General features: G+C 69.0%; 9 protein-coding genes and 1 pseudogene. 4 read left to right on the top strand and 6 right to left on the bottom strand.

What is annotated here, in order from left to right:
* Positions 1-188: 188 nt before the first annotated feature.
* Positions 189-926: an arylesterase gene (locus ASE78_RS17990; protein ID WP_235515141.1), complete on the bottom strand. Its 738-nt coding sequence runs from the start codon at positions 924-926 to the stop codon at positions 189-191.
* A 36-nt stretch (positions 927-962) separates the two neighbouring features.
* Between ASE78_RS17990 and ASE78_RS17985 the strand changes: the two genes are divergently transcribed.
* Together ASE78_RS17985 and ASE78_RS17980 are read left to right on the top strand one after the other, a co-directional pair.
* Positions 963-1649 carry an ABC transporter ATP-binding protein gene (locus ASE78_RS17985; RefSeq protein ID WP_056499087.1) on the top strand — a complete coding sequence of 229 codons (687 nt, stop codon included), beginning with the start codon at positions 963-965 and terminating at the stop codon, positions 1647-1649.
* Entirely contained in the window at positions 1646-4138 is a 2493-nt protein-coding gene (locus tag ASE78_RS17980; protein ID WP_056499085.1) for an ABC transporter permease, read from the top strand. Before ASE78_RS17985 ends, ASE78_RS17980 begins: the two co-directional genes overlap by 4 nt.
* Positions 4139-4253: 115 nt before the next feature.
* Here ASE78_RS17980 and ASE78_RS17975 read toward each other — a convergent pair whose 3' ends face one another.
* Together ASE78_RS17975 and recF are read right to left on the bottom strand one after the other, a co-directional pair.
* Positions 4254-5678, bottom strand: coding sequence for a DEAD/DEAH box helicase (locus ASE78_RS17975; protein ID WP_056499081.1), 1425 nt, complete (start codon positions 5676-5678; stop codon positions 4254-4256).
* Positions 5679-5876: 198 nt separating this feature from the next.
* Entirely contained in the window at positions 5877-6941 is a 1065-nt protein-coding gene (recF, locus tag ASE78_RS17970; RefSeq protein WP_056499078.1) for a DNA replication/repair protein RecF, read from the bottom strand.
* A gap of 136 nt (positions 6942-7077) precedes the next feature.
* Here recF and ASE78_RS17965 point away from each other — a divergent pair, with 136 nt between their 5' ends.
* Positions 7078-7419 (top strand): hypothetical protein, encoded by a 342-nt coding sequence (locus ASE78_RS17965; RefSeq protein ID WP_055758418.1) that lies wholly within the window; start codon positions 7078-7080, stop codon positions 7417-7419.
* 173 nt (positions 7420-7592) lie between these two features.
* On the opposite strand, the gene ASE78_RS17960 is transcribed toward ASE78_RS17965, so the two are convergent.
* The 3 genes from ASE78_RS17960 to ASE78_RS17950 all read right to left on the bottom strand — a co-directional run bounded on the left by ASE78_RS17960 (position 7593) and on the right by ASE78_RS17950 (position 9825).
* On the bottom strand, positions 7593-8342 hold the full coding sequence (locus ASE78_RS17960; RefSeq protein ID WP_056499076.1) for a Coq4 family protein: 750 nt from the start codon (positions 8340-8342) through the stop codon (positions 7593-7595).
* A 53-nt stretch (positions 8343-8395) separates the two neighbouring features.
* Positions 8396-9499 carry a DUF475 domain-containing protein gene (locus ASE78_RS17955; RefSeq protein ID WP_056499362.1) on the bottom strand — a complete coding sequence of 368 codons (1104 nt, stop codon included), beginning with the start codon at positions 9497-9499 and terminating at the stop codon, positions 8396-8398.
* Between the two features lie 89 nt (positions 9500-9588).
* Entirely contained in the window at positions 9589-9825 is a 237-nt protein-coding gene (locus ASE78_RS17950) for a hypothetical protein (RefSeq protein WP_055758412.1), read from the bottom strand.
* Positions 9826-9920: 95 nt separating this feature from the next.
* On the opposite strand from ASE78_RS17950, the pseudogene ASE78_RS17945 reads away from it, so the two are divergent.
* Positions 9921-11394, top strand: a pseudogene (locus ASE78_RS17945) (ABCB family ABC transporter ATP-binding protein/permease); the annotation flags it as partial.

The following is an 11394-nucleotide window of genomic DNA, read 5'->3' as shown; positions in this document are numbered from 1 at the left end:
CTCCCTGACAAGGGAGGGGTTTGGGGGTGGGTGGGCCGGTTGTGGAGTGCTACCGTTTCCTCTCGGGCCGACCCACCCCCAAACTCCTCCCTTGTCAGGGAGGGGAGCAGATTGGGAAGCCATTTCGTTGAATGTCGATCGGCGAGAGGCTGTCTCAAAACGCGCGGTTGCAGGCTTTCAACCGACTCTCACAATTCGCCCAGCCGCGTCGCCACCACCGGGGCCAGCCGCGCGACGATGCGATCGACGCCCTGCGCATTGGGATGGACGCCATCGGGCAGCATCAACTGGCGGTTGCCGATCACGCCCGCGAGGATGAACGGATCGAGTACCGCGTCATAGCGCTTGGCCATGTCGGGCCAGATACGGTTGAACGCCGCCGCATAGTCCGGCCCGAGGTTGGGCGGCACCATCATGCCGGTCAGCACCACCGGAATCCGTCGCCGCTGCAATTCGTCCAGCATCGCGGTGAAGTTGGCGCGGGTTTCGGCCGGCGGAATCTGGCGCAGCAGATCGTTGCCGCCCAGCCCGAGCAACACCAGATCGGGCTTGCGGTCCAGCCGGTCGAGCGTGAACGCCAGCCGCCGCCGCCCCGCCGCGCTGGTATCGCCCGAGATGCCGGCATTGACGACACGCGCGTTGATCCCGCTCTTGCGCAACGCATCCTGCAAATCATCGGGCAGGCTGTCGCCCCGGTTCAGCCCATAGCCGGCATACAGGCTGTCGCCGAACGCCAGCACCAGCCGTTCCGGCCCCGCGACCGGGGCCTGGCGACCGACCGGCGTCGGCTCCGCCACCGCCGCGACATTGACCGGGGTCGCGTCGTTGCCCTCCGACAAATCCGGGCCGCTACAGCCGCCCAGCAGCATCGCGCCTTGGAGAATGGCGATCGCACCCGCATATGGGCGGGGTCCTTGCTTCGTCACCGGCGATACACTCCCATGCAATCCACTACCGACGATATGGTTATCGACGCGCGCGGTGTCACCCTGACGCTGGGCGACGGCGACGGCGCGACCCGCATTCTCCACGGGCTCGACCTCGCGGTGCCGGCGGGGACCAGCGTCGCGCTCCTCGGCGCATCGGGATCGGGCAAATCGTCGCTGATGGCGGTCCTCTCCGGGCTAGAGCGCGCCAGCGGCGGGCAGGTGCGGATCGCCGGCGCGGACTTCGGCACGATGGGCGAGGATGATCTGGCGCGCGCACGGCGCGGACGTATCGGCATCGTGTTGCAGGCGTTCCACCTGCTCCCGACGATGACCGCGCTGGAGAACGTCGCGGTGCCGATGGAACTGGCCGGCGAAGCGCAAGCCTTCGCCCGTGCCGAGGCCGAACTGGCCGCCGTCGGACTGGCTCACCGCCTCCACCATTATCCCAGCCAGTTGTCGGGCGGCGAGCAGCAGCGCGTCGCCATCGCCCGCGCGCTCGCCGGGCGGCCGGCGCTGGTGTTCGCCGACGAACCGACCGGCAACCTCGACCGCGCGACCGGCCATGCGGTCATGGACCTGTTGTTCGACCGCCAACGCGCGACCACCGCGACATTGCTGGTCATCACTCATGATCCGTCGCTGGCCGAACGCTGCGACCGGGTGGTCGAACTGGCCGATGGTCGTATCGTGCGGGATAGCGCGAAAGACGCCGCGCGATGAGCGAATGGCGGCTGGCATGGACCTTCGCCCGGCGTGAACTCGACGCACGGTTCCGTGGGCTCCGGCTGTTGCTGGTCTGCCTGATCCTCGGCGTCGGCGCGCTGGCGGCGATCGGTAGCCTGACGCGATCGATCACCGGCGAACTGGCGGCACGCGGGCAGAGCCTGCTCGGCGGCGACATCGAACTCTCGGTATCGCAACGCCGCGCCGACGATGCCGAGCGGCGGTCGATGGCGCGGATCGGGAGCGTCTCCGAAACGCTGCGGATGCAGTCGATGGCCGCCAATGCCGCCGGTGACACCGCACCGATCGAACTGAAGGCGGTCGACGCCCCCTATCCGCTCTACGGCACGCTCCGCCTGACCAGCCGCACGGCGCGACCGCTGCGTGCTGATGAAACCTATGTCGGCCCGGCCCTGCTCGAACGATTGAAGCTGCGTCCCGGCGGCACCGTTCGCTTCGGCAGCGCGCGTTTCCGCGTCGCCGGGGTCATCGCCGACGAACCCGACCGGCTGAGCGAGGGCTTCACGCTGGGCGCGGTCGCGCTGGTGTCGCTGGATGGCCTCGATCGCACCGGGCTGATCGCGCCGGGCAGCCTGTACGAAAGCAAATACCGCATCGCCACCGCCTATGACCCCGCGCAGGCCAACGCAGCGTTCACCAAACGCTATACCGGTCAGGGCTGGGATACGCGCACCCGCGACCGCGCTTCGCCGGGGGCCGAACGCTTCCTGACGCGGATGGGCGAGTTTCTCGTGCTGGTCGGCCTCACCGCGCTGGTCATTGCCGGGATCGGGGTGGGCAACGGTGTCGCTTCCTATCTCGCGACGCGGCGGCCGGGCATCGCCACGCTCAAGATATTGGGGGCGACCTCGGGGCTGATCGCCAAAGTCTATCTGCTCCAGATCGCGGCGGTGTCGGCGATCGGCATCGCGGTCGGCCTCGGCATCGGCATCGCCGCCGTGCCGCTGATCGTGGCGCTGGCCGGCGACGTGCTGCCGGTCGCGCCCAGCTTCGCGATCCACCCGCTGCCGCTGATCCAGGCCGCCGCCTACGGCCTGCTGATCGCGCTCGCCTTTGCAGCACCACCGCTGCTCGCAGCCGGGGCGGTGCCCGCCGCCGGGCTGCTGCGCGGCGCGCTCGACAGCCGCCGTGCGCCGCTCGCCAAGTCGGCGGCATGGATGGGCGCGGCGTTCGCCGGGATCGTCGCGCTGGTCCTCGTCACCAGCGAGCGGCCGTGGTTCGGGGCCGCCTTCCTCGCCGCCGCCGCCGCGCTGCTGCTGCTGCTCGCCGGGCTGGGGCAGGCGATCCGGCTGGGCGCCGCGCGCCTGCCCCGCCCGCGCCGGCCGTTGCTGCGCCTTGCGCTGGCCGCGCTGCACCGGCCGGGGGCGCGGACCGGGGCACTGGTCGTGGCGCTCGGTCTGGGCCTCACCCTGTTCGTGCTGCTGGCGACGATCCGCACCAGCCTCGACGCCAATATCACCCGCACCGTGCCGGCTAAGGCACCCGCCCTCTTCGCGCTCGACGTGCCGCCCGAGCGCGAGGCGGCGTTCCGCGCCACGATCCGCCGTATCCAGCCCGATGCCGAAGTGCAGACCGTGCCGCTGATGCGCGGCACGATCACCGCCTATGGCACCACCCGCGTCGCCGATCTCAAGACCATTCCCGAAGGCGCATGGGCGCTGCGCGGCGAACGCGGCCTGACCTTCGCCGACACGGTGCCGCCCGGCAGCGAGATCGTGCGCGGTCGCTGGTGGCAGCCGGGGCATCGCGGAGCGCCGCTGGTATCGATCGACGAACGCATGGCGCAGGCGCTGGACCTGAAACTCGGTGACCCGCTGACGATCAGGGTCGCGGGGCAGGAACGCAGTGCGCGCATCGCCTCGTTCCGCAAGATCGCGTGGGACAGCATGGGCTTCAACTTCGTCATGGTGTTCTCACCCGGCGTGCTGGCCGACGTGCCGCACAATCTGGCCGCCACCGTCACCATGCCGCCGGGACGCGAACGCGCCGTCGTCCGCGCGCTGTCGGCCGGCTTCCCCTCGACCTCGGTCGTCGAAGTGCGCGAGGTGATCGGCCAGGTGCAGACGATCGTGTCGCAGATGGCGACCGCGATCGCGGCGGCGGCGGGAATCGCGATCCTCGCCGGCATCGCGGTGCTGATCGGCGCGATCACCGCCGCGCGTGAGACGCGGACCTATGACAGCGTGATCCTGAAAACGCTGGGCGCGACGCGCGGGCAGATCCTCACCGCGCAGGCGCTCGAATATCTGCTGCTGGCCGTCATCCTGTCGGGGCTCGCCGCCGTGATCGGCATCGGTGCCGGCTGGTATGTCGTGGTCGAGCTCTTCGGCTTCGAATGGCTGCCCGACTATCGCGCGGTGGCCGCCACGCTGGCGATCGGCGCGGGGATCACCATCGGCATCGGCCTGCTCGGCGCGCTGCCGATCCTCGGCGCCCGCCCCGCGCGGGCGCTGCGCGAACTGTAGCAACGACCCGATACGCGAAAAGGGGATCGCCCCGAACCGATGGTCCGCTGACGATCCCCTTTTTCGCACCATGTCGCCACGGCGTCGTTCCCCGCCAAAGCGGGGAGGCCGGCGATTACGCCGTCGCGCGCGGAGCACCACCGCCGCCACGACCACGACCACCCCGGCTGCGGCCACCGCCGCTGCCACCGGGACGCGCGCCACCGGCAGCAGGACGCGGCGCACCGCCTTCGCGCGGCGGCTGGCCGCCACGCGCCGGATTGCCGACCGGACCGCCGCGACCATGCGCGGGCTTGGCACCATGGGCATGCGTCGCACGCGGCCGCGCCGGGCCACGCTCGCTCGGCAGGCGCTCGGGGCGATCGGGGGCATAGGGCGCACGGCTCGCCTTGATCTGCGCGCTCTGCTCGAGGAAGTCGGCGGGCAGCGGCACGACCTCGACCTTCTGCTTGGTCAGCTTCTCGATGCCCTTCAGATACGCCCGCTCGTCATCGGCGCAGAAGCTGAACGCCACGCCCGACGCACCCGCACGCGCGGTGCGGCCGATGCGGTGGACATATTGCTCCGACACGTTGGGCAGTTCGAAGTTCACGACATGGCTGACGCCCGACACGTCGATGCCGCGCGCGGCGATGTCGGTCGCGACCATGATCGGCACGGTGCCGTTGCGGAACGCGGCCAGCGCCTTCTCGCGCTGCGGCTGCGACTTGTTGCCATGGATCGCGTTCGACGCGATGCCATTGGCCGCCAGCAGCTTCACGACGCGGTCGGCGCCATGCTTGGTGCGGGTGAACACCAGCGCACGGTCGATCTTGGTGTTGCGGAAGAACATCGTCAGCAGCGTCTGCTTCTCGGCCTGCTGGACATGCGTGACGTACTGTTCGACGCGCTCGGCGGTCGACGACACCGGCGTCACCGCGACGGTCGCCGGATCGGTCAGATACTTGTCGGCCAGCTCGCGGATGTCCTTGGGCATCGTCGCCGAGAAGAACAGCGTCTGGCGCGACTTCGGCACCATCGACACGATGCGGCGCAGCGCGTGGATGAAGCCCAGATCGAGCATCTGGTCGGCTTCGTCGAGCACGAGGATTTCGACCTCGCCCAGACCCAGGCAGCGCTGTTCGATCAGGTCGAGCAGGCGGCCCGGCGTCGCGACGAGGATGTCGACGCCCGCCGCCACGTCACGCACGTTGCGCGGCACGGGGACGCCACCGAACACGGTCGCGACGGTCAGCTTGCTGTGCTGCGCATAGGCGCGGGCATTGTCGGCGATCTGGCTGACCAGTTCGCGCGTCGGTGCCAGCACCAGCATGCGGCAGCGCATCGGGCGGCGACGAACATTCGCCTTCACCAGCAGATCGATCGACGGGAGCACGAACGCGGCGGTCTTGCCGGTGCCGGTCTGGGCGATGCCCAACAGGTCGCGCCCTTCGAGCACGAGCGGGATCGCGTCGCGCTGGATCGGGGTGGGGGTTTCGTAATTCTTGGCGGCGAGCGCGTCGAGGATCGACTTCGACAGGCCGAGTGACTGGAAGGACATGATAGTTCCTGAAATGGGTCCGGCACCCGAAACGCACATGGGCGCACGGGTAGCGGGGCAAAAAATTGCGACCCGCGTGACTAGGGAAGCCGGTTGGAGCTGCGACGCGGAGCCGAGACCCGTCGGGGTCCGATCACGCTGCCTGAAAAGCGTCGCTGCGATGCGGCAAATAGGCGCTTAACGGGAAAAGGTCAACCGTCAGACCGCGACCACGCCGTCCGCCACCACGAAGCGCGACGCATCGCCCGGCACCGCCGCGAACAGCGCCGCCTCGGTGCCGGTCAGCCACACCTGCCCGATCCCCGCCGCCCGCGCGAACAGCGCCGCGCGCCGATCGGGGTCGAGATGCGCCGCGACCTCGTCGAGCAGCAGCACCGGGGCGCGCCCGGTCCGCGCGGCAACCAGTTCGGCATGCGCCAGCACCAGCCCCAGCAACAGCGCCTTCTGCTCGCCGGTCGAACAGCGCGCCGCCGCCATGCCCCGGTCGCGATCGGCGACGATCAGGTCGACCCGGTGCGGCCCGACCAGCGTCCGCCCCGCCGCCGCATCGCGCGCCCGGCCCTGCGCCAGATCCTGCGCGAACCGGACCGCATCACCGCCCCACCCCGCCAGCGCGACCAAAGCACGCGGGAAATCGGCCGATCCCGCCGCGTCGATCCGCGCATCGAGCGCCGCGACGCAGTCGGCGCGGGCGGCGGCGAGTGCCACGCCATGCTCGACCATCCGCGCCTCCAGCGCCGCCAGCCAGTCGGGATCGGCTACCCCCTCCTCCGCCAGCAGCCGGTTGCGCTGGCGCATCGCCGCGTCGTAGCGCGTGGCCTGCACCGCATGACCCGGATCGAGCGCCAGCGTCAGCCGGTCGAGGAACCGCCGCCGTTCGCCCGCCGGCTCGACGAACAGCCGGTCCATCGCCGGGGTCAGCCACAGGACCGACAGCCATTCGGCCAGCACGGTCGCGGCGGCATTGGCGCCGTTCACCCGCACGATCCGCCGTTCAGGGGCATTGGCCTGCGCCCCCGTCGCCAGCCGCACGTCGCCCACCAGATCGGCGGCGACGCCGAAGCCCCCCGCCCCGCCGTCGCGCGCCATGTCGGACAAAGCGGCCCGGCGCAGCCCGCGTCCCGGTGCCAGCAGCGACACCGCTTCGAGCACATTGGTCTTGCCCGCGCCATTGGGACCGCTCAGCACCACGAAGCCCGGTCCCGGTGCAATGGTCGCCGCCGCATGGTTGCGAAAGTCGGTGAGCGTCAGGCGGGTCAGCATCGTCCGCCTGCATGTAGGGCGCGCCGCTGCGGCGCGATACCCATCGCGGGACGGGGGCGGCGTCATCCAAACGTTATACGAACGAAACTTTCCGGCTCCCTGTGAATTGCACCGGTACTGGATACAGGACGCTTGTATGAACCGCTTCACCTTCGTTGCCGCCGCCGCCTTCGCCGTTTCCGCCTGCGGTGCCCAGACGCCGCAGCAGCAGCGCGCCGAACAGCTTCGCGATCAGGCCGACGCACAGGCCGATGCGATCGAGGCGGCAGCGGAAAACCAGACCGCGCAGATGAAGGTAGAGGCCGAAGGGTTGCTCAATCAGGCGGGGCAAGGCGGCGGATACGACGCACAGCGCCTCAAGGTTCGCGCCGAGGCGATCCGCGACGAAGCCAAGCTGGTCGAGCAACAGGCCGAAGCCCGCGCCAAGGCGGTCCGCGACGCCGGCGAGGCACAGGCGAGCGCCGCACTGGCGAAGTAACGAGCAGCGCTTACGCTATCCGCGCGACCAGTGTAGCCGCCATGAAATTCATCCGTGTAGCAGCGTCGCCCCAGCGCAGGCTGGGGCCTCCTGCGGTTACTGTAGCGCATTAGCCCCGGGAGATCCCAGCCTTCGCTGGGATGACGCTTGGTCCAAGGAGGATGGATCAAGCGTTAAATTCCCGAAATCCCCCGTTCGCGCAGCCGCGCCTGCGCGGCACGATAGGCGACCGGTTCGGCAATCTTCAGCCGCGCCCGTGCCGCGTCCAGCGGTTCGCCCAGCAGCGCCTCGTAATCCTCGGCATGCAGCCACCGCGCGCGGCGGCCATGGCGATAGCCTTCCCACACCGCTTTCGCGAAACCCCGCTCGCCGGTAACGCGCAGCGACTTCACCGCCGCGCCGATCCCGATCGCCGCCCAGCCCCATCCGCCGGTCTGGGCATAGGAAAAGGCGACTAGGCATGCCTCGCCCAGATGTTCCTCGGCGGTATAGCCGGTCAGGACGTGCCAGATGTCGTGGACGTCGCGCTCGCGCCGGCCGAACCACGCGACCGGATGCTCGATCCGCTGCCAGCCCTCGCCATCGGCATAGCTGAGGTCGGCCAATCCCTGCGCCGAAAACCCGGTCCGGTCGAGGAAGCCGCGATAGGCCGCGCCCACGCTCCCCTCGGGCAGCGCGTCGAGCCATGCCCGGTCGGAAAACCGCTCGGACAGTTCGACGCGGTCATAAGCCAGCTTGCCGCCGCCCGGCACGGTCAGCAGCCGGGCATAGTTGCGGTGGCTAGTATCGGCGTTCAGCGCGCGCATGATGCGGAACACCTGCACCGTGTCGTCGCCGTTCGCCAGCAACCGGCGCAGCGCCGCCCATGCCGCGCGCCAGTCGCGCGCCATGGGCTGTACCGGTTCCACCGCCTGCGTCGCCATCCCCGACTCCATTGCTTACAATGATGTCAGTATGACGCCGCAGGCCGGCGGGTTCAAGCGCCGCGCGGTCCGTCGAGCGGCGCGCCCGACGGCGTCACCGGATCGGCTTCGGCCAACGTATCGTCAGGGTTGTTCTTGTTGGCCCGCACCGACGACCAGAACGCCAGACCGATCAGGCTGGCACCGATCAACCCGGTGACGGTTTCGGGGATATGCAGGTTCCGGTTCGCCGACAGCAGCATGATGATCGCCAGCGCGATGATCGCGTAGAACGCACCATGTTCGAGGTAGCGATATTCGCTGAGCGTGCCGTGGTCGACCAGCATGATCGTCATCGACCGGACGAACATCGCGCCGATGCCAAGGCCCAGCGCGATGATGAACAGGTTGTTCGACAGCGCGAACGCCCCGATCACCCCGTCAAACGAGAAGGACGCATCGAGCACTTCCAGATACAGGAACGACGCCAGCCCCGAGCGTGCGACCGCGCCGGTCACGGCATCGGGATCGCCTTCCAGCAGGGTGCCCAGTCCGTGGACGACGATGAACGCCACCAGCCCCAGCATGCCCGCGACGAGATAGGTCAGCGCCTCGTCGGTGGTGAGCAGCGTCGACACCGCATACATCACCAGCAGGACGATGCCGATAGCGACGCCGCTGATCTGCGACAGGCCCGCGATTGGCCGTTCGATCGGCGCGATCCAGTGGGTGTCCTTGTCGGAGTCCAGAAAGAAGTTCAGCCCGACCATGCCCAGAAACGCGCCACCGAACCCGGCGATGCCGATATGCGCGCCTTCGATGATTTCCTGATACCGTTTCGGATCACCCGCCGCGAGCTCGATCGCCGCGATCGGTCCGACCTTCGCGGCGATGGCGACGATCGCGACTGGGAACAGGATCCGCATGCCGAACACCGCGATCAGCACGCCCCATGTCAGGAAGCGGTGCCGCCACTTATCGTCCATATCGCGCAGCACCGTCGCGTTGACGACGGCATTGTCGAACGACAACGACACTTCGAGCACGCCGAGCACGGCGGTGATCCACAAAATGCCGAGCGTACCGGCGACATTGCCGGTGAGCTCCCACCCCAGCCATCCGGCCAATGCCAGACAGATGGCGGTGAAGATAAACGAACCCTTGTAATATTTCAGCAGCACCGACGCCCCCTTGTCCGATCGCCGGCCGGAAAGGCCGTCCACCGCGTTAGCGTTCGAATAGCGTGTCGGGCGCGCCAGTCAAAGGATCAGCCGCTGCGTTGCGGCGAAACCGGCAGCCGCTCGACAATCTGCGCGTCGCCGCGCTCGCACGAAGCGCTGACCACCGGATAGGAGAGGTCAGTATTGCGCGCGAGCATCGCCGGCATCGCCGCGCGGCATTCCGCCACCGACGTGTAGCTCGCCGGGGCGATCCGCTCACGGGTACAGGCCGCGCCGTCGTCGCCGCAACCCAGGATCGCCATGATGTAAACCAGTGGTGCCATCGCCCGTCTCCTACCGTGGTTTCAATCCGCAATCGCGGCAGATGTTCCGACGAAGCGTTGCGGCGGCGCGCCCGACGCCCCAAATGGCGCTTGCAATGCCCCCTGAAACCCATCTCACCTCCGGTCCGACCCGACCGATGCTGGCGACGCTCCGCCGCTTTCTCCCCTATCTGTGGCCCGCCGGGGCCACGGGGCTGAAGGTCCGCATCGTCGCCGCGCTGGCGCTGGTCGTCGCGTCGAAGGTGGTGCAGGTGCGCGGCGCGCCGTTCGCCTTGCAGGGCGCGATCGACACGATGGCGGCGGGGTCGCGGGGTGCGCTGTGGCTCGTCGTCGCGCTGGTCGCGGGCTATGCTGCCGCGCGCTTTGCAGGCACCCTGTTCGACAATCTGCGCAACGTCGTGTTCGAGCGCGTCGGACAGGACGCGACCCGGCGGCTGGCGGCATCGGTGTTCCGCCACCTCCACGCGCTGTCGCTGCGCTTCCACCTCGAACGGCGCACCGGGGCCGTCACCCGGGTCGTCGAACGCGGCACCAAGAGCATCGACACGATGCTGTATTTCCTGCTGTTCAACATCGCGCCGACCATCCTCGAACTGGGGCTGGTGCTGTGGATCTTCGGCACGCGCTTCGGATCGTGGCTGGTCGGCGGCACGCTGGCGATGGTGGTGATTTACATCGCCTTCACCCGCCTCGTGACCGACTGGCGTTCGTCCCTGCGCGAACGGATGAACGACCTCGACACCGGCGCGGTCGCCCATGCGGTCGATTCGCTGCTGAATTTCGAGACGGTCAAATATTTCGGTGCCGAGGAGCGCGAGGCGACACGTTACGACCGCGCGGTCGCGGGCTATGCCGATGCGGCAGTGAAGTCGGAAAACTCGCTGGCGCTGCTCAACATCGGGCAGGCGTTCATCACTGCGCTGATGCTCGGCGGCGGCATGGCGCTGATCGTGTTCGGCTGGGCGCGCGGCACGTTTTCGCCGGGCGACGTGGTGCTGGTGTCGACGCTGCTCACCCAGCTCTTCCGCCCGCTCGACCTGCTCGGCATGGTCTATCGCACCGTGCGGCAGGGCGTGGTCGACATGGGCGCGATGTTCGACCTGATCGACACGCCGGCCGATGTCGTCGACGCGCCCGGCGCACCCGCGCTCACCGTTACGCAGGGCGCGGTCCGGTTCGACAATGTCTCGTTCGGCTATGGCGACGGGCGCGAAATCCTGAAGGGCATCGACCTCGACGTGCCGGCCGGCACCACGCTTGCCGTCGTCGGCCCCTCGGGTGCGGGCAAGTCGACGCTCGCCCGGTTGCTGTTCCGCTTCTACGATCCGACGGCGGGGCGCATCACCATCGACGGACAGGATATTGCGGCCGTCAGCCAGGCGTCGCTGCGCGCGGCGATCGGCATCGTGCCGCAGGATACGGTGCTGTTCAACGACACCATCGGCTACAACATCGCCTATGGCCGCGCCGATGCCACGCCCGAAGCGGTCGCGGAAGCGGCACGTGGCGCGGCGATCGCCCCGTTCATCGCCGCGCTGCCAGACGGGCTCGACACCCGCGTCGGCGAAC

The sequence above is a fragment of the Sphingomonas sp. Leaf25 genome (assembly GCF_001421635.1).
GTDB lineage: Bacteria > Pseudomonadota > Alphaproteobacteria > Sphingomonadales > Sphingomonadaceae > Sphingomonas.
Note: the sequence above shows the minus strand (reverse complement) of the source record. Positions and strands in the feature narration are given on the sequence as shown.

Coding starts and splice junctions, on each gene's coding strand:
- ASE78_RS17960 (WP_056499076.1), bottom strand. CDS start 8,342: ATGGCGACGCAGGCGGTGGAACCGGTACAGCCCATGGCGCGCGACTGG.
- ASE78_RS17950 (WP_055758412.1), bottom strand. CDS start 9,825: ATGGCACCACTGGTTTACATCATGGCGATCCTGGGTTGCGGCGACGAC.
- ASE78_RS17965 (WP_055758418.1), top strand. CDS start 7,078: ATGAACCGCTTCACCTTCGTTGCCGCCGCCGCCTTCGCCGTTTCCGCC.
- recF (WP_056499078.1), bottom strand. CDS start 6,941: ATGCTGACCCGCCTGACGCTCACCGACTTTCGCAACCATGCGGCGGCG.
- ASE78_RS17985 (WP_056499087.1), top strand. CDS start 963: ATGGTTATCGACGCGCGCGGTGTCACCCTGACGCTGGGCGACGGCGAC.
- ASE78_RS17975 (WP_056499081.1), bottom strand. CDS start 5,678: ATGTCCTTCCAGTCACTCGGCCTGTCGAAGTCGATCCTCGACGCGCTC.
- ASE78_RS17980 (WP_056499085.1), top strand. CDS start 1,646: ATGAGCGAATGGCGGCTGGCATGGACCTTCGCCCGGCGTGAACTCGAC.